At 47.6% G+C, this 21,003-nt stretch carries 12 protein-coding genes; 6 read left to right on the top strand and 6 right to left on the bottom strand.

Translation table 11 applies throughout. From position 1 onward, the window contains the following. Positions 1-27: 27 nt before the first annotated feature. Both Q1B04_RS00495 and Q1B04_RS00490 read right to left on the bottom strand, forming a co-directional pair. Complete coding sequence (locus Q1B04_RS00495) at positions 28-5,763, bottom strand: T9SS type A sorting domain-containing protein (protein WP_299754290.1); 5,736 nt, start codon at positions 5,761-5,763, stop codon at positions 28-30. 401 nt (positions 5,764-6,164) lie between these two features. Then, the gene (locus tag Q1B04_RS00490; protein ID WP_299754288.1) at positions 6,165-9,038 is read right to left on the bottom strand and encodes a prolyl oligopeptidase family serine peptidase; all 2,874 of its coding nucleotides are present in this window, start codon (positions 9,036-9,038) and stop codon (positions 6,165-6,167) included. A gap of 295 nt (positions 9,039-9,333) precedes the next feature. Between Q1B04_RS00490 and Q1B04_RS00485 the strand changes: the two genes are divergently transcribed. The 3 genes from Q1B04_RS00485 (at position 9,334) to Q1B04_RS00475 (ending at position 13,359) form a co-directional block, all read left to right on the top strand. Then, positions 9,334-10,518, top strand: a complete 1,185-nt coding sequence (locus Q1B04_RS00485) for an acetyl-CoA C-acyltransferase (protein WP_299754286.1) — start codon at positions 9,334-9,336, stop codon at positions 10,516-10,518. A 251-nt stretch (positions 10,519-10,769) separates the two neighbouring features. Continuing rightward, on the top strand, positions 10,770-12,089 hold the full coding sequence (locus Q1B04_RS00480) for a toxin-antitoxin system YwqK family antitoxin (RefSeq protein WP_299754284.1): 1,320 nt from the start codon (positions 10,770-10,772) through the stop codon (positions 12,087-12,089). A 226-nt stretch (positions 12,090-12,315) separates the two neighbouring features. Further along, the gene (locus Q1B04_RS00475) at positions 12,316-13,359 is read left to right on the top strand and encodes an SDR family oxidoreductase (RefSeq protein WP_299754282.1); all 1,044 of its coding nucleotides are present in this window, start codon (positions 12,316-12,318) and stop codon (positions 13,357-13,359) included. An 88-nt stretch (positions 13,360-13,447) separates the two neighbouring features. Here the strand turns inward: Q1B04_RS00475 and Q1B04_RS00470 are convergent, their stop codons facing one another. The 3 genes from Q1B04_RS00470 to Q1B04_RS00460 form a co-directional block, all read right to left on the bottom strand. After that, positions 13,448-13,954 carry a phosphoheptose isomerase gene (locus Q1B04_RS00470; protein WP_299754280.1) on the bottom strand — a complete coding sequence of 169 codons (507 nt, stop codon included), beginning with the start codon at positions 13,952-13,954 and terminating at the stop codon, positions 13,448-13,450. A gap of 181 nt (positions 13,955-14,135) precedes the next feature. Continuing rightward, positions 14,136-15,824 carry a response regulator gene (locus tag Q1B04_RS00465; protein WP_299754278.1) on the bottom strand — a complete coding sequence of 563 codons (1,689 nt, stop codon included), beginning with the start codon at positions 15,822-15,824 and terminating at the stop codon, positions 14,136-14,138. A 15-nt stretch (positions 15,825-15,839) separates the two neighbouring features. Beyond that, complete coding sequence (locus tag Q1B04_RS00460; RefSeq protein ID WP_299754276.1) at positions 15,840-18,284, bottom strand: aminotransferase class I/II-fold pyridoxal phosphate-dependent enzyme; 2,445 nt, start codon at positions 18,282-18,284, stop codon at positions 15,840-15,842. A 72-nt stretch (positions 18,285-18,356) separates the two neighbouring features. Here Q1B04_RS00460 and Q1B04_RS00455 point away from each other — a divergent pair, with 72 nt between their 5' ends. Further along, the gene (locus Q1B04_RS00455; protein WP_299754274.1) at positions 18,357-18,764 is read left to right on the top strand and encodes a hypothetical protein; all 408 of its coding nucleotides are present in this window, start codon (positions 18,357-18,359) and stop codon (positions 18,762-18,764) included. Positions 18,765-18,851: 87 nt separating this feature from the next. On the opposite strand, the gene Q1B04_RS00450 is transcribed toward Q1B04_RS00455, so the two are convergent. After that, complete coding sequence (locus Q1B04_RS00450; RefSeq protein WP_299754272.1) at positions 18,852-19,226, bottom strand: hypothetical protein; 375 nt, start codon at positions 19,224-19,226, stop codon at positions 18,852-18,854. A 429-nt stretch (positions 19,227-19,655) separates the two neighbouring features. Between Q1B04_RS00450 and Q1B04_RS00445 the strand changes: the two genes are divergently transcribed. Together Q1B04_RS00445 and Q1B04_RS00440 are read left to right on the top strand one after the other, a co-directional pair. After that, the gene (locus Q1B04_RS00445) at positions 19,656-20,303 is read left to right on the top strand and encodes an SIMPL domain-containing protein (protein WP_299754271.1); all 648 of its coding nucleotides are present in this window, start codon (positions 19,656-19,658) and stop codon (positions 20,301-20,303) included. 128 nt (positions 20,304-20,431) lie between these two features. Beyond that, positions 20,432-20,836 carry a hypothetical protein gene (locus Q1B04_RS00440; RefSeq protein WP_299754269.1) on the top strand — a complete coding sequence of 135 codons (405 nt, stop codon included), beginning with the start codon at positions 20,432-20,434 and terminating at the stop codon, positions 20,834-20,836. The last annotated feature ends 167 nt before the right edge of the window (positions 20,837-21,003 follow it).

Raw genomic sequence — 21,003 nt, 5'->3', positions numbered from 1 at the left:
CAGAGCCCTTTCTTTCAACTTAAAAACTTATTGCTTTATCAGCTTCAGGGACTTGGCGAACTGCGCCCCCTGCACCTGCAGCAGGTAGTTGCCGCTTGGCAGCTGGTTAATATCTAGCTGCTCTATTTTACGGCCCTCTATGTTTAATTCCCTTAGCACTCGCCCATCCATACTTACAATGCGCACTCTGTAAACGGCATCAGGCAAGGTAGTCATGTCTAAATTTACGGTGCTTACAGCCGGGTTAGGATAAAGTTTTACAACTGGTGCGGCCGTTTCCTGCACACGCACCATGGCAACTCTGCTGTACTCAAACTGACCATCGAAGTCCACCTGCTTCAGGCGGTAGTATACAACACCAGCCGGAGCTTTGCTGTCTAGCAGGGAGTAATCTAAACGCACACTGCTGCTGCCTGCCCCTTTTACTCTGCTTACCTCCTCAAATGTTCTGCCATTTATGCTACGCTCCACTATAAAGTAATCATTTGAAAGCTCTGTGGCTGTGGCCCACTTCAGAAGCACGCCTCCGTTTTGCGCCTGTGCCGTAAAGCTGATCAGCGTAACAGGAAGCGGTGTTATAGTTCCTGCATCACGGAAGGATGGGTTTGCTGCAGTTTCCTGTCCGTAGCTATCCGCATCGAATAAGTCAACAAGGCCGTCATTATCTGAATCGTAGTAATGCATAGACCCGAACTGTAGGTAATCTGTCACACGGTTGTTGTCTCCATCTGCAAGCCACTCATACTTCTGGCCGTTGGCTGCATAGTAATTCTTACTATTTCCAAGGGCTCGTGCCCAGAACTGCTCGGCTAGCAGTTTCAAATCATCTGCTGAGTCGCCGTTATCGTTTGTGTCGTGCGCTTCGTGTTCATCTGGCGTTTCATCGTTATCGCTATCCAGATCTAAATAGTCAGGCAACGCGTCGCCATCTGTGTTTACAGGCACAAGCGCTACGCCGTTGGTGCTGCATCCGCAGGTCAGGTCAAACGCATTGTCAATACCGTCGCCATCAGCATCTGCACCAGATTTTACTACTCTGGAGTTCAGGAGCTGCGCCTCTACATTATCCAGTATGCCATCGTTGTCAGCATCAATATCCAAGAAATCATGCAGTTTATCACCGTCTGTATCTGGCAAAGTATAGTTAATGTTGCCTGAGCCCGGTGTTGTCTCCAGCACATCTACAAGACCGTTTGCCCCAACCGCTGAAGTATAACGACCAGTTTCTAAGCTGAAAATAGCAGCAGCAGGCACTACACCTTTGTTAGCCTCCACAGCATCCAGAATTCCGTCGCCGTCTGAGTCCAGGTCAAGGGAGTTGATGATACCGTCGCCGTCTTTATCTCCGTTGCCTTCCAGCGTGTCCGGAATACCATCGTTATCATCATCCAGATCTTCTGCATCAGTAACGCCATCCGCATCCCAGTCTTGTGCAATTCTGATCGTGAAAACAGCCGGTGAGCTGTCTTCAGCGTTCTCATTGTCTCTGATGATGTAGCGGAACGTTACGTTTGCCAGGTTAGCTACAGCCGGATCAAAGTATACTTTGCTGGCCGCTGCCCACGGATAGGCGGTGGTAAGATCAGCAGGTTCGTTATCGACATACAGCACACCTTGTGCAGCACTTGGCAATGCAGCGAACCTGAAAGAAGAAACAGTACCATCAGAATCTAAACCGTTGAGAGCGTCTAACTTTGTAGCTGCTGCTCCATTTGCCAAAGCCACCGTATTAGTCTGATCAATGGCAACAGGCTCCCCGTTTATAGGGATGGTGATTGCAGCCGTAGTACTAGTTAAACCCTCATTATCTCTTACTCTGAAATTAAGTCTCACATCGTTCAGGTTACCAGGTGCTGGGTCAAAGCTCAACAGGCCTCTGGATGACCACGGGTAACGGGTGCCTGTACTTGTTACAGGTTCGCCGTTTACATACAATACTCCTTCACTTGCTGTCGGTAGCCTCCGGATCTGGAAGTCCTGAATAGTTCCGTCAGCGTCTGTTGCCTCCAAAGGTGTTAGAAGCGTTGCGGCAGCAGTGTTAAGCAATACCGGGTTTGTCACGGCTACAGCCTTTGGTGCCATATTAACAGGTATGGTATAGGTAGCTGGCGTGCTATCTTCTGCTCCATCCGCATCTATAACAGTGTAGGTAAAAGTCACATTGCTTGTAGCATTGCCCTGTGGGTTGTACTGTAGCGCATTGGCTAAACTCCAGGCATAGTTAACACCTAACGTTGCTTCTTCTCCGTTTACCTTCAGCACGCCAACAGCAGGCAGCGTGGTCAGTCGGAAGAAAGAAAGGCTTCCGCCATCCGGATCAGTACCCGTTACGTTCGGATTTAAATTTGAATCGTTGTTAGCGCTGCTTGATACCGAGTTATTACGTGTAAGATCAGTAGCCTCAGGCGCCATGTTATACTTTATCTGGCAAACCGATTGGTTGTTTACAGCGCCTCCTGTGCTGCCCGTAAAGCCGAAGTATACATTAGGGTTGCTTCCAAAAACCTGCTTTATAATATCTGAAGTATAGCTTGAGCGTAGAACACCGTCAAAGTATACGGCCATTGTGTTCGTCTCCTTCACCCAGATTACCTTCACTGCGTGGTCTTTACCGTCTTCAGTGTTAGCGTTTGCGTTACTCATCTGCACTTGAGCAGTTACAGGAGTGCCAAGGTTACCATTCAGGAAGAAGTTGAGGTGGTCTTCAGCCGGGTCGCTGCCATTCTGGTAGGTATCAAACTCAATTCCCACAGAAGGAGTTATTCCCGAGAAGCCTAGCCCGCCGCCGCCGCTACCCGATGTATAAACCGGGTTAGTTGCCACTCGCTGAAATCCAAACGCAACACCGTCAGCTCCATTGTCATTATTGCCAAGGTTGATATTGAAGGTTATCTCAAAAGACTTGCTCAGGTCGATAGTAGATACACTCCACACCTGCCCCTGTTGGTTAGCAGTAGCTGTTGTAAGTTGGTAGCAGTTCTCCGCGGTTCTTGTAGCTGTGCCGCTCGCCTGAAACTTATCATCAGTTATAGTAATCGTAACTGGCACGGTAGAAATGCCGCCTTTTGCATCTATTATTCTAACGCTGGTAGTATAGGTGCCGCTCACCACTGCCCCACTGTTTACCGAAATAGCACCGCTAGTGGCATTTAATGTCAGGAAGCTCGGAAGTGCCGCACCAGCCACAGTGGCATTTGTAACAGCTCCGTCAGCGTCAGTTACCGTGGCCACCACGCTACCGTTTGCCACGGCCATTTTAGCATAGGTGTTAGGTGCAGAGTACACAGCAGCGTTATCTCCCACAAGTCCGATAGTATAAGTATCAGGTGTTGCATCTTCGGCGCCCTGGTTGTCTACAGCCGCATAAGTGAACACAAAGTTACCTGTGCCACCGTTTGGCAGAAACCGTAGGCTGCTCACCTCAGATGCTAGTACCTCGTTGCCCACAGTTAAAGCTGTTGTGCCTTTGTAGAGCGTTCCCTGTGCTGCAGTTCCTGAAATAGATTTAATAACGTATTTGGTAACAGTGCCAGGGGCAGTATCAGCGCCGGAAAAAGCAGGTATAGAAGTATAAGATGCCGTATTCGGGATGTTGGCGATGCTTTTAGCATCAGTTGTTGGCCTTGTATTCACCGTCACGTCCTCTCCTGTACTTGATGAGGATGCATAGTTAGAACCGCCTGCCGTAGCAGCAGAGGAAGTGGTTTGGTAGCTTCCGCCAGGTGCGATTTTAAGGGTTGCCGTAGAGCGTGTAGGGTCCAGGTAAGTGACAGTAGCCGGGTTTTGGTATGTTCCGTCTGCTACAGAGGATGGCACGTTTACCTTGAAGTGTATTGTTAAGCTGCCCCCTGAGTTAATCGTAAAGCTGCTGTACGTTACTGTAGTAGTGCCTGCGTTTGTATGTGTTGAACTGGCGCTTACGGCACCTGTTGTAGCATTACCGCCATTGTCAAACGAATAACCGCTTCCTGCAAAAGACAGGTGTGAGTCAAATGAGAATCCTGAAGGCAATACATCCTGGATAGTTATCCCTTGGGCCGCACCACCAGTATTAGTTACCGTGATAGCATAATCAGCAGTAATGGCGCTGCCTGCCGTACGTGCCAGCAGCGGCGTGCTTGTAGTTTTAGTTACTGTAAGGTTTGGCAAGCAGGCAGCTCCAGAAGCAGAGTTGGTTAGCGTGGCAAGGCTTACGTTCTGGATTACTTTACCATTGCTACCGTTTAAAGCACCAAATGAGGTATTGTTAAAGGTTCTTCCGGCAGCCCCTGCAGTAATGTTAGCTGAGTTTAGATTGCCGTTCGCGTATACTACGCCGCCGCCGCCGCCGCCGCCAGGACCATGGTTTGAGTCACCTCCCGTGTTAGTACCACCGTTGCCACCTGCAACATTTACAGCAATGCTGCTCAAGCCGCTGGTTGCAGTAATCAGAACGCTGCCTCCTGCACCGCCGCCACCGCTACCGTCATTGGCAACAGTGTTGTTGGCAGATGCACCGCTAGCATTAACAGTACCTGTACCTGTTACTGAACCAGCCCGCACAAACACGATACCTCCACCGGCAGCACCGCTACTGGCAAAGCCGTTATTTGGAGTACCGGTGGCGTTGTTTGTGGTGCCGGCACCGCCGCCGCCGCCCATTATCAATCTTATTGCCGCTGCTTGTGCAAAAGCAGCGCCACCGTAGCCACCAACAGCAAGGTTAGAACTCCACGAATTACCACCTAATCCACCAGCCCCGCCGTTAGCGCCGCCGCCGCCGCCAGCGTTCTGGTCGTTTGCGCTTGGCCTGCCGTCTGTACCGCCGCCGCCAGCGTTACCAGGCGCACCACGTCCCATACTTCCGTTAGGGTAACCTTCTACACCTGTATTAACCAAAACTCCTTGGTCGTTTACATAAGCAGGAGTACCTGCTGTACCTTCGCCCTTTTGAGCGTTTGCGGCCAAGTTAGATGTAGTTCTAAAGTCTGTGTTTGACAAGCCGCTAGCACTAGAACCGCTCAGTGCTCTGCCTGCACCACCTCTAAAGCCTTTACCGCTTACATCAATCGTTCTGCTGTTAAAGTTTAACCTTCCTGTAACATCCATGGCTACAACACCGCCTGTTGTTCCATTCCAGGCTGGGCTTGTCAGGTTTGCGCCAAGCGTAACAGAGCTATATTGCGGCACACGCACAACCTGATACCTTAGCTGACCTTGCGATGTGGTTGCATTGGCATTGCTATAAGAGTTAACCAAACTGGCTACTGTAAGGGTACCACCGGAAAGCGGCACATCAGACAAGGCAACTGCGTACTCATATTGCCCGGCAGTGAAGTTTGTATTGTTCAAGTTGCCTTGAGCTCCTCCTCCTGAAACTCCATCACCGTAAGCATCTGAGTTAGATGAGTTGATTTCAGCTCCTTGCATCTGGATAATCAATACCAGATCTCCTTTAGCTATTGGCGAAAAGGTAACGCCTGTTTCTGTGCGCGTAGCTCCTAAGGCAATGTTTTTGTTTGCCCCAGCTGACACAAAAGCAGTGCCCGGATAGTAAGTGTTTACCATCGTTACGCTGCTAGTTAACACCCCGTCCTTGCCAGGAGAAGCGCATACTTGTGCTTGTGCGCCTCCCGCTGTAAACAGGATCAGGAATATAGCACAAAAGACAGTAGCTACGCCTGAGAAGCTTCTCTGCTTGGGTGCCTGCAGCATAGCAGGGCAGGGCGAAGCCGAGTTTTTCATTTTGGAAAGAATTCTAGTGCCTAAGTAAGGGTGTTTCATAGAGAGGTTTAGTAATACCTAAGACTACCCTCATGAATATCGCACCAGAAATACAATCAAATATTAATATCCTATTATTAAAAGCCGTTCTATATTATACTTTCTTACAATAATCAAAAGATGAGATGCTTATGTTACAATCTCAAAGCTTTTTACTTTTTATGGTGAAAAACAATACAAATTCACATTCAACACGCTGTAAATACCATTCCCAGCCTAAGACTGTTTTAGAGACTATTTTCCAAAATGTGGAATTATTTTCAGCATATGGAACCATTCCAGAACTTGTTCATACTTTCAAAAATCATCGATTATAAGTATGGCACAAAGCGGATAATTTGCCATAAAAAAACGGGAACAGGTATTTACCTGCTCCCGTTTCTGCTACTTGTTAAGTATAACTATTCCTGCAGCTCACCGGCAACCTCCGGCTCACTTACCAGCTCAAAGCCATAGTTTTTACCTTTCACTACCGATGGCACACCCTGCTCCATCCAAACAGGCGCTGGAGCACCTTTCAGGTAATGGTCAAAGAACTGCGACATGCGCACCGATAAGTCTTTGCGGTTTTTACGCTGCATCAGGTTGTGCTCCTCGCCGTTGTATACCAGCATCCAGACAGGTTTGTTCAGGCGGCGCAGCGCCATAAAGTATTCAATACCCTGGTACCAAGGCACAGCTCCGTCAGCATCGTTATGCATGATCAGCAGCGGCGTCTGTACTCGGTCTGCAAAAAACAGCGGCGAGTTTTCAATATACTGCATAGGTTTCTCCCAAAGCGTACCGCCAATGCGGCTCTGCGTGCGCTCGTACTGAAACTGACGGCTCAGGCCCGTACCCCATCTAATGCCACCATAGGCACTCGTCATGTTTGAAACCGGGGCTCCGGCCATAGCCGCCTTAAACAGGTTGGTGCGGGTAACCATGTAAGCAATCTGATAACCGCCCCAGCTCTGCCCTTGCAGCGCCATATTTCTATCATCCACAAAACCCTGCTGCACCAGCTTCTGCACACCCGGTATAATGCAGTCCATGGCGCTCTCGCCCGGATAGCCGTCCTGGTACACAATATCTGGCACAAACACGAGGTAATCGTTGCTTACAAACAGCGGTATGTTGATAGTGGAGGCGCTCGGGGCAGGCGCTCGGTGCGCGTGCATACGGTCCGAAGAGCGCTCGTAGAAATACACCATCATCGGGTACTTCTTGTTCGGGTCAAAATTCTCCGGCTTGTAGAGCAGGCCCTGCAGCGGAATCCCATCCGTAGATTTCCAATCTACTAACTCTACTGTTCCCCATTTATACTCTGCTGCCTGCGGATTGGCGTCCGTCAGCTGCTGCACGTTGGCAAAGCTTAGGTCAGAAGTATAAAGATCGTTGTAGTTTCTGAAATCGCCACGGCGGAAGGTAACCAGCTTGTCATTCTTCGCCTTGCTAAGCGATGCATACCCATGGTCGGAGCTGATCAGTTTCTCTGGCTTCAGGTCTTTGCCCACGTAATCTTTGTAATAACCGTCAGCTTTGGTGTTGATGTTAAAGCCGCTTATGTATAGCTCCGCGTTGCCAGGTATAAACTTTTCTTCCGGGTCCAGTTTCTCGTAGCGCAGGCGCAGGTTGTTCTGGCGGCCATACTTGTCGGTCAGGTTTACGGCTGCTTTCTTGCCTGCTGGGTCCAGCTTCCAGATGTCATGTCTGTCGTATACCAGCAGGTAGCTATCGTTCTCTACCCAGCCCCCGAAACCGTAATCGTCCGGAAGCATCGGCATATCAAAATCCTCATCATAAAAAGGCACGCCAACTTTTTTTGTTAAGTTGATGTTGTCGCCGCCTTTAGCGCTCATAGTATGCCAGCTGCTGTCCATCGGCTCGTACCAGTATACATACTTACCCATCGGCGATAGGCGCGGGTTCCCTCTCGATTCAGTCAGCACCTGCTTGGTCGTTCCCTTTTTAAGGTCGATCAGGTACGCGTCTTTGCGAGTGGGTGTGTCATAACCGATGGTGATTTTATACTTCTCGTCGCTCACGCCAAGCGCTACATCGCCGGTTTTATAGGCATCTAGGTATACATCAGGCATTTCCAGGGTGGCCAGCTGCTGCATCTTACCGTTTTTAAGGTCATACATGGCCAGGAAAGAGCGCTTCAGCGTTTGGTCGTTCTGCTTCAGCTGCATCGGCTGAATAAGCGGGTCTTTGTAGGTCCAGATATCGAGGCTCACTTTGTCCTCCTCCAGCTGTGTGGTATCTTTCTCGTAGCGCACCGGGCGCGGGAACGTGCCGAAGAACAGGCGCTTGCCATCTTCAGAAAAAATCAGGTTCCCGTGCTCGCTCACCATCCAATCCTGTGGCATACCCTTCGCCACGGTATCGGCCAGAGTCTGGTTTTTGCGTGTTTTGGTGTTCCAGTAGTTCAGGCTAAAGTAGCGGATATCGGCATTCAGGGTATCGGCAGTGGCTACGTAGGCTAGCTGGTTGCCAATTTTGTCGGTGCTGATGCCTTTGTAAGTTACCTTGCCCGTATCGATGGGCATTTCCTTCAGCTCGGCAGTGTTAAAAGCAAACACGCCGGCGTGGTGCAGCGAGTCCAGCTCATCCTTCACGAAGTATAGCATGTTGCCCTGCTCCGAAAAAGCATAATCTACCACACGTGAGAAGCGGTGCTCCTGGCCTGTTTTCAGGTTGCGCAACACCAACTCTGTGCCTTTGGCGTCTTTGTTTTTCTTTGGAGAGGCTTTTTTTACCTCAGCCTTAGTTTCGGCTGCTGCTGTAGTATCTTTTTTAGCCTCTTTTTTGTCAGACAGCGGCTTCTCCAGTTGGTACGCCAACCAGCCGCTTCCCTCCTTCGGCAGCTTGTAAGATTTTACGCGCGGCATTTTCACCACACTCATATCCTCCAGCTTCACAATAGCCAAAGAGTCTTTCGGCAGATCATCGCCTTTCTTCTTTTTCAGCTTAAGGGCGCGTACTTTCTGGTGCTCCGGCTTAATCTGGAAAACAGCAAACTGGTCATCGTTCGTAAAGTTGGCTTTGGTGCCGCGGTTATACTTTGCCGTGGCCTTGTTTGCTATGTTGCGGATGTAAAGGTCGCCGTCGCCCTCCTGCGGATCAATGTTGTAAAGCACGTACTGGCCATTGTTGGAGATTTTGTCTCCGTGCAGGGCATTCCAGCTATCGTATACATCATGGGTAAGTGTTTTTTTAGCTGTTTGCTGTTGCGCCTCTGCCTGTAGCAGGCCAGCGCTAAAGATCACAGCCAGGCATAGAAGTCTTTTCATGTCGGGTGAAACTGATTGAAAATAAGGTTAGTACTGAGACTAAAGTTAAGCATAATCTGCAAAAGGTGCAGCCGCTGTTGAGGTTAGACTGCTAAATACCCGGCTGGTTTAAAATAAATCTATATTCTATGTTAGCAGACAGATGGTACAACTGAACGTATTGTAAATACAAAAGCCTGGATTATTCACGCAGCAGACAGTTGCTGACAGGACATTCAGAAAGCTAACGCTTGTTTGGTTTTGAGCGCAAATCACTGTAACTTCACAACCAAACCCAATAAGTTAAACTAAAACTATGCAAACGAAAGAAGTATATATCATATCGGCGGTTCGTACCCCGATCGGTTCTTTTGGAGGTGCGCTGGCTAGCCTTTCGGCTACACAGCTTGGCGCAGCAGCCATCAAAGGCGCCCTGGAAAAAGCCGGCGTAGATAAAAACGAAGTACAAGAAGTAATAATGGGCAACGTGCTGTCGGCTAACGTGGGCCAGGCACCTGCACGCCAGGCAGCTATATTTGCCGGACTAGGCCATGAAGTAGAGTGTACTACTATCAACAAAGTATGCGCCTCTGGTTCTAAAGCCATCATGTTTGCCGCGCAGGCTATTATGCTGGGTCATAAGGATGTGATTGTGGCGGGCGGCATGGAAAGTATGAGCAATGTGCCTTACTACCTCGATAAAGCCCGTTTTGGTGCCAAGTTAGGCCACGGCCAGATGATTGACGGACTGATGAAAGACGGCCTGTGGGATGTTTACAACGACTTCCATATGGGTAACGCTGCAGAGAACACGGCCAAAGAAATGCAGATCACGCGTGAGATGCAGGATGAGTACGCCATCAGCTCATATAAAAAAGTTGCCGAGGCTTCTAAAGCCGGTTTACTGAAAGACGAGATCGTGCCGGTAGAAATTCCGCAGCGTGGCAAAGACCCGATTACGGTTTCTGAAGATGAGGAATTCTCTAAAGTGAATTTTGAGAAAATACCTGGCCTGCGCCCTGTGTTCGACAAGGCCGGTACAGTAACAGCTGCCAACGCCTCTACCCTGAACGACGGAGCCGCTGCGCTTCTTCTGATGAGTAAGGAGAAAGCCGAGGAACTGGGCGTGAAGCCAATCGCTAAAATCCGTGGCTTTGCCGATGCGGAGCAGGACCCAATCTGGTTTACTACCACGCCATCGCTGGCAATACCTAAAGCTTTGAAAAACGCTGGCGTTGATGCTTCTGAGGTAGATTTCTACGAGATCAACGAAGCATTCTCTGTCGTATCCATCGCCAACAACCAAAAGCTTGGCCTGGAAGGCGGAAACGTAAACGTGTTTGGCGGCGCAGTATCGCTTGGCCATCCGCTGGGAGCTTCCGGCGCCCGCATTGTTACTACACTTTGTAATGTGCTGGATAAAAAAGGCGGTAAGATCGGTGTGACTGGTATCTGCAACGGCGGCGGCGGTGCATCTGCCATCGTAATTGAGAAAGTATAATTTGCCATCAGGCATATAATTTATGGGGAGCCTTACGTTTAACGCGTAAGGCTTTCTTTTTGGATCATGATTTTTAGGATGTACAGGACGAGAGAAACCAGCAGTGGCAACCCATACTCGGGGGAAAATATAGCTAAAGGTTTATTCCTGAATTACTTGGCAATAAGTGTATTTGGAATGAAACAAGTATAAATCCTGTTTGCCCATATACATTCATCATACTCTGATAAAGTATAAATTATTTAAATCACATGCGTAAACTCCTGGCATTACTGCTCCCGTTTGGCCTGGTGCAAAGTATAGCGCTGGCTCAGCAGCAAGTTGTTACTTACCACGACGAGTCTTTCACCCAGATAAAGGAAGAGTATACCATCACCCCTGACTCTGCCATTGTGGGTTATTACAAACGCTATTACCCTACCGGTGAGCAGGAGGCGCTGGTGAAATTTGTAGAAGGAAAAAAGGACAGCGTGTACACTGAGTTCTACCCTGGCGGCCAACCTAAATTGCAGCTCACTTACAGGCAAGATGTAAAGCAGGGGCCTTTTAAAGCCTATCGCCCGGACGGCAAATTACTGCAGGAAGGTTATTTTGAGAACGATCAACAGAGCAAACTCTACAAGACTTTTTACGCGGATGGCTCACTGCAGAGAGAGACCGAGTTTGTAAGTGGTTTTCCGGAAGGTGCCGTGCGGGAGTATTATCCATCGGGCAAGCTGAAATCTGAAATAACCTACCGCAACAGCAAACAAAACGGCCCCGCAAAAACCTACTACACCAACGGCAACCCAGAAACTGAAGCAAACTACAGCAATGGCATGCTGCAGGGCTCCTACAAAACCTTTTACGACAATGGGCAGGTGCAGACGGAGGTGCAAAATGTGGCCGGCGAAAAACAAGGCGTTTACAAAAGCTACTACCGCAGCGGTAAGCTGAGCACCGAAGGCCAGTTTATAGCCGGAAAAATGCATGGTCCTGCCAAATCATACTTTGAGAGCGGCCAGCCGCGTAGTATCATCAACTATAAAAACGGAGAGATAAACGGCACTGCACAATATTTTTATGAGGACGGAAAGGTAAAGGAAGAAATTAGCACCAGCGGCAACGGCTCAACGGTGAAGACTTTACGTTGCTACCCAAGCGGACACTTGCGAGCCGAGGAGCAGCTAAAGGATAAAAAAAAGCACGGCAACTGGAAAGTATACTTTGATGCCCCAAGCAAAACAGTACAGCTCAGCGAAAACTATAGCGCAGATAAGCTAACAGGCGAGCGACTGACTTACCACGACAACGGCCAGGTGCAGGAGAAACATACTTACGAGAACGGGAAAATTACTGGACTCAGTTATACTTATCACCTTTCCGGCAAGCTTAAATCCGAAACAAACCATAAAGATGGACTGCGCTTTGGCCCTTACAAGGCGTACTTCGAAGATGGCAAGACAGAGGTTCTGGGCCAATTCAGAAATAACCGCGAGACAGGCACCTGGAAATACCACAACCCTGAAGGTAAAGTAATTAAAACCCGCCTCTACCGTAACGGACAGATAATGGAAGAGAAAGAGAAGTAAGTATGACAGCTTATTTTAACGTAATAAGTGCAAGAGCACCCCTGATGGGTGCTCTTTGTGTTTTAAGCAAAGACTCAAATTCACGCCGCTACTCTTCACCATTGCTTGTCCTCACGTTCAAGACTATAAGCCGCCCCAAAACATCTGACCTCCCGTTTTATAACAATGATAAGTAAGCAGGCGTAACATCAGCAAAAGCGAAATCTAAAAATTTAAGATACAGAAGATGACAGTTGATGAAAACAACCATGACGATAGCCGCAAAGGTGTTGTTGTTATTACAGGAGCCTCGGCTGGCTTAGGCCGCGCCTGCGCCCGTGAGTTTGCAAAAAACGGGTATGACGTGGGTTTACTGGCCCGTGGCATAGACGGCTTAGAAGCTGCCAAGCGCGAAATAGAGCAACTGGGGCGCAAAGCGGTATATGTACCGGTTGACGTTGCTGATGCGCAGGCCGTAGAAGATGCCGCCATTAAAATAGAGCAGGAATTGGGTGAGATAGATGTCTGGGTAAACAATGCCATGAACAGCGTTTTCAGCCCGGTAAAGGAAATGCAGCCGGAAGATTACAAACGGGTAACTGATGTAACTTACCTGGGCCAGGTTTACGGCACCCTCTCCGCACTAAAGCGCATGCTACCCAGAGACCGAGGTTCTATTATATTGGTCGGCTCCGCGCTGGCATACCGGGGCATTCCGCTGCAGTCGGCTTACTGTGGGGCAAAGCACGCCATACAAGGCTTCTATGATTCGCTGCGCACCGAACTGATGCATGATGAAAGCAATGTAAAGATAACAATGGTGCAGCTGCCTGCTATGAACACCACGCAGTTCGGTTTCGTAAAGTCACGGCTTCCGAACAAACCACGGCCAATGGGCGCTATTTATCAACCTGAAGTAGCCGCTGAGGTAATTGTTTACGCTGCAGAGCATGAGCGCCGCGAATACCGTGTAGGCTACCCTACCCTGCAAGCTATTATAGGTAACAAAATAGCACCGTGGTTTGCTGACTACGTATTGGCAAAAAATGGATTTAAGGGACAGCAGACAAATGAGCCAGAAGACCCCAACCGCAAGAATAACCTATATGAGCCAATTCCCGGTGATCATGGGGCTCACGGTACTTTTGATGATCAGTCTACCTACACCAGCCCGCAAGTATGGCTAAGCCTGCATCGCCAGGAAGTTCTGACGGGCGCGGTAGCTATAAGCGCTTTGCTGTTAGGCAGCCTACTCTCCAAAAAGAAAAACCACGATAATAAAGAAGCCTGACCATCTTCAGAAAACACAGGTTAATTGAAAATCAAAAAGGCCGCTACTGCATATCAGTGGCGGCCTTTTTGATTTTATTTAGATCAGGTTAACGTCCAAAGTCGTCCTGCACCCGCACAATATCTTCTTCATCAGATGGCTGGCTAGCATCTGTATGCTGCCAGATTTCAGCTAATACGCCCCAGTTCTCTAAACCTACCAGGCGATGGCGCTCGCCTTGCTTTAACTTAATCTGATCGCCGGGCTGCAAGGTCTTACGCTCGCCTTCCTCATCTGTGTTGCTGGTAACCACGCCTACCGTACCTGTTACAACCCGCCAGATCTCGGCTCTGCGGTGGTGGTACTGCCACGATAATCTTTTTTCCGGAGCCACAACCAAAATCTTCGGGCTCAGCTTGCCAGAAATTTTCAGGTCATCTATAGAGATTCCGTTGAAATACATATCGGCAAACCGCTGCGCCTGCGCCTCATCAATAACAAAAAAACCACCCCAAGGGCGTGAGCGGTCTTGTTTAGCTATGTTAAAACCGTTTGCCTGCAGTTCCTGCTCCAGCTCTTCAAAAAGCTTCGTCTTATTCTCTGCTTCTAGTACCATGTCTGACATATTGCGTACGCTGTTAATTCTTATAACCGAATATAAAAAGAAGTCTAAACTTGAATAAATATTAGCTTAAATATATTAACTAAACTATAGATAAGCAGCTCTATGTACAGCAACAGCGGGTAAGTTGTTTCGGAAACATATACTTTAAAATGCAGATGTTAAAATATTGCCGCTACACCCATTTTTTAAGCAACGCTATTAAATCGCGGTTATTAAACGGTTTGCATAAGTGGTCATTCATGCCGGCGGCTATACTTTTAGCGATGTCATCTTTATAAGCGTTGGCTGAAAAGGCTATTATCGGGCTTTCAATGTTGGCTTTCCGTAACCTGACTGCTGCTTCCAGTCCGTCTACATCTGGCATCTGTATATCCATAAATATGAGGTCGAAAGGATTTGATAAGGCAGTCTTTACCGCTTCTTCTCCGCCCTCGGCTGTAGTTACCTGGGCACCAAAGCCCTCCAACACCAACTGCATCAGCATCACATTAATGGCATTATCATCAACCACCAGCACCTTTAAATTTTTGTCCAACGCAAAGGATGGATCAGTCTCATCATCTAACATAACCTCTTCGTTGGTTACAGCATTTAGCTTGACAGTAAACCAGATTGTTGCCCCCCCCGGCAGCCCTTCCACCGGACTAATCACTCCAATTTCTCCGTGCATCAGATTGACCAGTTTCTTGCTTATGGCCAACCCCAGGCCGAAGCCGCCATACTTACGCGTGGTGGATTGGTCTGATTGCGTGAACGTGTCAAATACAATGCCCTGCTTATCCTCTGGTATACCTACACCGGTGTCTGTTACTGAGAATTTCAGCACAACAGATTCTGTTTCCTTATCCTGAGACTCCAGCAAGCAGTGTGTTCTTATACTTCCGGTGTCGGTGAACTTTATGGCATTGCTTATCAGGTTTACAAGTACCTGACTTATCCGTACAGAATCCCCGATAACCACTTGCGGTACATGCTCATCAAAAGTATAGGAAAAGGCGAGGTGCTTGCCTTGCGCCAGGTGCTTGTAAGGCTCCAGGTGTGAGGCCAGGGTTTCGCGCAAGTCAAACGGAATAGTCTCTATGGCTATCTTGTCCTGTTCAATCCGGTGCAGGTCAAGTATGTCGTTAAGCAGTTTGGAGAGATTGATCCCTGAGGTTTTGATCAGGTTGACATACTTTGCCTGGGTATCATTCAGGGCCGTATCGCGCAGGATGCTGGTAAAACCCATAATTCCGTTCAGCGGTGTCCTGATTTCGTGGCTCATGCTGGAAAGGAAGCTGCTTTTCGCTTCGTTTGCGGCCTCGGCCTTCTCTTTGGCCTCTTTCAGTTCCCGCTCCTTTGTCTTAAGCTCGGTAATATCTTTGGCTATAATCAGGATGCCGTCTTTTTCCTGCTTGTTGTTTCTTAAGTAAGACAGCGAGCAGGAAGTAGGGATTTTCCCGTCTTTGTTTAGCTTTAACAGAAGCTCCACGTTCAGGCATTTCCCTTTTTCCTCAAACTTGGCCTGCATCTCCTGCAGCCCCTGCTCCTCCTTGTGCTGGAAAAGCTCCGAGATATGCCTGCCTATCAGTTCTGATTCTTTATACCCTGTTATCTCCTCAAAAGCCTCGTTTACGTTGCGGATAGTATAATCAGTGTTCAACACCAGCAGCATATCTACCACTCCTTGGTAAATACTCTGCATAAAATCGCGGGAAACGGTTGAGTTTTTGAGTTCTTGCCCAAGCATGCTGATGCCCTCAATCAGGGCATCGAGTTCGTCGCCGGTGCCGGAAGCCTCGATTTGGTAATCGAAGTTTCCGTTTGCCACCTCTGCAATTAAAGTAATGATTTCCTCTATTCGTTGCTTGAGAATCTCCACGCTACTTTTTTCCTCTTATTCTTTTTCTATGGCGATGGTTGTTTCCAGCATCTCCAGTGTGTAATTGTCTTTTGCCTGCAGGTAAGCTACCATAGGATAAGGCCTTGCACCCACACGTTTTTTCTCCAGCGTAGCCGATATGCCAAAGTTAGCTTTTTCGTAACCTAATTCATTAGCTCTTTTCACTATTTGGTAAAGCGCCTGCCGGTAAGCACCATATGTATGCGTATATGCATAGTCTAAGCCTGTTAACATAAAGCTGTATACTTTGGCTGAGTTTTTCTGGCAAAAGCATACCGCTACAGGCATGTCGGTTCCGCCAAACTCCTTTTTCAGCTTCAAGGTAATAAACTCCCAGTGAGAATCAGTGTTCATCTCCTGAAAAACTTTATCCGGGAATAGGAAAATATTTATACCGAGGTTTTTTTCCTTTACATTCCGGAACAGGCTGATGGCGTGCTGAAGCTCCGCCTCCGGTAGCTGGCTGCGTACTTCTACATCAAAGTACTTTTCATAACGTTTTATGTAGCGGCTAAAGTTTCTTCGGCTCTCCTTGGTGAGCGTATCCATAAAACCGGCTTCTGAGTTCCAGCCTAAACTATTCACCACGCAAGACTCCGGCATATCAGCTTTCACAAACCCCTGCTCCACCATAAATTCATCCAACTCCAGATCACCGGCATTAAAATCGCGGAGCAGAATGTTGCTGGCGTTAGTTTTTTCCTGTTCGTGGTACAGCTCCTCCAGCAGCAGCTTGAAAGCCTTTTTCCAGTCCGGGTGCTGGCGGTTCAGGTACATGTGGTTACCCTCGGTAAAAAGGCTCCCCATAATAATGCCTGTGGAGGTAAGGTAGTACGGGTTCAGCTCACGCTCCTGCTCCACCACTTTGGATACAGAAACCCGTGAGAAAATATCCTCTTTATAAAGTGCTGTTACAAAAAATGTCATCAGCAGCGTATCCCCCTTCTCATCCTGCACCTGGTAGTACTTAAAGTCCCAGTCGTGCTCCGCGGCTCCGTTTCCGCTAAAGGCCTTTTCCAGAAAATTGATGCCATTCCAGTCGAACATTGCCCGTTTGCCCAGGCAGTTATCCCATAAGGTCGGCTCAATCTCTTTTATAGAAGTATAGGTGTTAATTTTTAATGCACACTCCGTTGCCGGAGCAGGCGCAGGAACCGGCGCTGCTACAGCAGGAGCAGGCATTTTAAAGGCTTTGCGGATTTTCTCGTGCGTCTGGTTTGTGGCCTCCAGCGCCTTGGCAAAATTTGCCTGCAGGCAATCTACCAGTTGTTCTATATCTTCATAAGTATTGTGCAGCGATATGGTAATGCGCACGCCTATGTTTTTGGTTGGCACAGCTGGGAAAGTAGCCAGGTTTACGTAAATGCCATCTTCCAACAGCGCCTGCACCAGGTAGTTGCCCATGTCCATGGTGCCGGTACCGATAAAGAAGATCGGGCTGTTGCACTCATGCACCAGCGGCAGGTTTGTGCTTTTCAGTAATGAGTTGAAATAGGCTATTTTCTGCTGCAGCTCTTCCTGCAAAGTATAAATCTCATCGCTTAAATGAATTTTGGCAGAGGCAATGGCAGCGCCCAGTGTGGCAGGCTCAATCTGCACCGAAAATGTCAGCGGCCCTCCAAAGTTGTTCACTTTATGGTACCACTCCTCGTTCGGGAAAATAGACAGGCCACCGCAGGCACCGAAAGCCTTGCCCAAATTGGCTGTCAGTACCATTTTGCGGTACAGCTTATTGTCCATCTGGCTCATCACGTACCCTGCCCCGTTCTGGCCAGCCCAGCTCATACCGTGCGCATCATCTACATACAAGTATAACTGTTCATACTTTTCAGCAAGGGCAATCAGGTCTTTCACCGGCGCATAGTCGCCATACATGGAGTATACCCCGTCGGCCATGTACCAGATGCGATCATACTTGCTCCGCTGCTTCAGGATGCGGTCTTCCAGCATCTCCAGGTTATTGTGCCGTATCATCTCTACTGTAATGCCTTGGCTCAGCAGCTTCTTAACGGCTTCCTGCACGCTGGCGTGTACCTGGTGGTCCAGAATTACGAGGTCAGACTGGCGGATAAGACTTGGAATAGTGGTAAGGTGCGAGAGCGTACAGTTTTTAGAGATCACAGCCGGAGCGTTATATATCGTATGTATCATATGCTCCAGTTCGGCGTATAGTGGGTTAGAAACATACGTGCGCGACATCGGGAACTGGGTTCCGTACCGTTGGATAGCATCGATAGCGCCTTCTTTAACAGCCGGATGATGCTCCAGCCCAAGGTAACCACAGGTACCAAAGTGTAGAACTTTTCGCCCTTTAAGGGTCAGGTGCTGCCCTGTAAGCATTTCATCCTGAGCATGCAAATGGATTATTCCGTTCTTCTTAGAAACCGAGAGAACAGAGTCAACTGTATCCAGGATGTTGTTATGCCTGATTTTAGCCATAAATTTTTATTATACTTGCAGTAAATAGTGAGAAGTCTGATTACAGTGCAAACCGCCTATAACTCCTCTTGAATGGCAAAATTCGAAAATTATTACCAAACAAAGTCTAAAAGTACAGACTATGTTACAATGAAACTGGAAGACGGCATACTGCATCTATACTATAAGCCTCTGGAGGAGCTGGACCTTAGTATTGCAAAGCAAATTGTAAGTGAGAGGATACAGTTTCAGGAAGGGGTTTCTTACCCATGTCTGTTTGATATTCAGCGGGTAGAGCACTCTACCAAACAAGCCCGCGACTACATGGCTAATGAAGGAAATGATTTGGTGCTTGCCAGCGCCATTATGGTAAGCTCTCCTATGCTGCGCATGATGGCCAACTTCTTTATTATGGTAAACAAACCTCAGAACCCGTCCCGGATGTTTACGGATGAACAAAGCGCCTTGGAATGGCTTGTGAAGTATAAAGTTAGCACATAAAATACTGATGATCAGTATAATTTTTAATATGAGGCTCAGGAGGTTTAAAAGGCCATACTTTCAGCGCCCAGGCTTTCAGGTTTTAAGTTAGGCAGATGCCAGCCACTCCAGTGCCTCCTGCTCTGAGAGAAAGTATTGGGTATCGAAAGGTGGCGTTTCTTCTTTCACCTTCTTATCCAACACCTCGTTTGTCAGTTGTTGCAGCATATCTACAGAAGACACGATAGCCAGCCATTTCAAGTTACTTTTAGAGATTACCTCTACAGAGATTTTAGCCAACCAGCCTTGGTCCTCCATGGTCAGTACGCCCATGCGTTGGTTATTAACCAATAACTTCTGCAGTTTATGAGCCAAAAGTATGTGACTTGTTTCCTGAATCCCATCCCGATACTCTTCGCTTTTTACAGGCCTTAGCCAGCGCACCGACAGCAGCTGCCTGTGCTGGTCAAGTTCTATTTCCACATAGCTTTTTTGGTACAGCTTAATGTTACCCTCTGCGCCCCTTGTTTTGAAAGAAATCTTCTTAAAATTAGCCACCTCACTTATTATGCTGTAGTTACTACAGGCCTTTCCTAGTTCAGCCTAAAAGTACGGTGTTCAGTTGGAAATACCAGCACCTTTTCGCCTTAAAAGTATTCAAACCCAAAATTGTATTTTAGATTAATTTACGGATTTAGTTTCTACAGCTGTAAAAAGTTTATACCTGAACTAAAAATTAATTAAACTATAAAGGAAAAGCTTTCTAAATAGCGACATTATGCATTTACTTCAAAAGCAAGGCTAAAAAGCTCCACCCTATTCAGTTCCTGGCAAAACATTTTTCTAAAATATATTAAACGCTTATTTATATAATTTTATTTATTTAACGTTATAAAAACATTATTAAAAGCTATGGAGCGTAACTTACAAATCACAGGCAGAGGCAAATTAGCTGTCACCCCTGATCTTGTTATTATCTCATTTGATGCATCGGCGCATGAGTGGGAGTATGAGAAAACTGTAATTGCCTTAAATAAAAAGGTGGAGGATCTCCGCACCATTATCGAAACAGCAGGAATAGACCGTAAAAACCTGAAGACACTAAATTTTGGAATCCGGAGGGAGACCATGTGGAACAAGAAGGCAGAGAAGTCAGAATTCAACGGTTTCAGTGCCTCTCATAACCTGGAGCTCGAACTGCCCCTGGATAAAACCATCATCAACCAGCTTTTGGGGCAGATTGCCAAAAAGCTCGAAAATCTTGAGTTCAGCATTACTTTTGGTGTAAAAGACGCTTCTGAGCAACAGCAGCAACTTATACTTTATGCAATTGAAAAGGCGAAGGAGAATGCCGCCCTCATTGCCAATGCCACCGGCGTGGAGCTTATGGAAATACTAAACATTGATTATACTTTCCGAGAACTAACCATCCGTTCGCAGCGCTACGATTACCCAATTTACGAAGCTGACACGGTATCTACTTACGATATTACCCCTGACTTTGAGCCTGATGCCATAGATGTGACGGAGACGGTAACGATTACTTGGAAAATTGGATAGAAATACTGCAAAGTGCTAACTCCTCTTTTGGTAGTCCGTACTACTTATAGCCTTGCGCTCGTAAAGCTGCCGCTAAAGCCATACTTGGTTTTAGCGTAGGATTGCCGTTTAGCTAAATTTATCCGCCTATGCCAGAAGCTTACAAAAATGCAGCTTACGACACCGACTTTATTAACATAAGCCGGTTTCCTGGCGCCCGATACATGAAAGTGATTTGGTTGCGCCTTGTAACAAGTGAGGAGTATAGAGCAGGCACAGAGCTTTCTTTTCACAGAGCTAAATCGTGTAACATACACCACCTCCTGATAGACGCTTCTAAGGCAAACGCCCCTTCAGTGGCTGACCAGAATTGGACTGTTAAATTTATTAATACTATAGACGACCTATCTGTTACCCGCCTAGCCCTGCTGCTTTCGCAAGATATTTTTCAGTCTCTGGCAGTAGAGATGGTGGCGTCAAGATTGAATCCCCGCCCTTACGAGCTTCAGCTATTTTTACATGAAGATGAGGCTGTAGAGTGGCTTTTCTCCTAGCAAAAGTGGTATTTGAACTGCCCCCTTTAAGTTCCTTCAGCAGCTTTTTTTTCTATCACTGGTCAATTTTCAGTTATCAACGGAATGAATAGGTTTCCGTAACTTGCACAGACTTGCTCCAGGGTTAGCCGCTTAAAAAACTACACTCATTTTATTTCTTAATTAAG

The organism is uncultured Pontibacter sp. (genome assembly GCF_947495565.1).
Lineage (GTDB): Bacteria > Bacteroidota > Bacteroidia > Cytophagales > Hymenobacteraceae > Pontibacter.
Note: the sequence above shows the minus strand (reverse complement) of the source record. Positions and strands in the feature narration are given on the sequence as shown.

Bases quoted from the DNA above. Each gene is read 5' to 3' on its own strand.
- Q1B04_RS00490 (WP_299754288.1), bottom strand. From the start codon at position 9,038: ATGAAAAGACTTCTATGCCTGGCTGTGATCTTTAGCGCTGGCCTGCTA.
- Q1B04_RS00475 (WP_299754282.1), top strand. From the start codon at position 12,316: ATGACAGTTGATGAAAACAACCATGACGATAGCCGCAAAGGTGTTGTT.
- Q1B04_RS00470 (WP_299754280.1), bottom strand. From the start codon at position 13,954: ATGGTACTAGAAGCAGAGAATAAGACGAAGCTTTTTGAAGAGCTGGAG.
- Q1B04_RS00455 (WP_299754274.1), top strand. From the start codon at position 18,357: ATGGCAAAATTCGAAAATTATTACCAAACAAAGTCTAAAAGTACAGAC.
- Q1B04_RS00480 (WP_299754284.1), top strand. From the start codon at position 10,770: ATGCGTAAACTCCTGGCATTACTGCTCCCGTTTGGCCTGGTGCAAAGT.
- Q1B04_RS00440 (WP_299754269.1), top strand. From the start codon at position 20,432: ATGCCAGAAGCTTACAAAAATGCAGCTTACGACACCGACTTTATTAAC.
- Q1B04_RS00445 (WP_299754271.1), top strand. From the start codon at position 19,656: ATGGAGCGTAACTTACAAATCACAGGCAGAGGCAAATTAGCTGTCACC.
- Q1B04_RS00460 (WP_299754276.1), bottom strand. From the start codon at position 18,284: ATGGCTAAAATCAGGCATAACAACATCCTGGATACAGTTGACTCTGTT.
- Q1B04_RS00485 (WP_299754286.1), top strand. From the start codon at position 9,334: ATGCAAACGAAAGAAGTATATATCATATCGGCGGTTCGTACCCCGATC.
- Q1B04_RS00495 (WP_299754290.1), bottom strand. From the start codon at position 5,763: ATGAAACACCCTTACTTAGGCACTAGAATTCTTTCCAAAATGAAAAAC.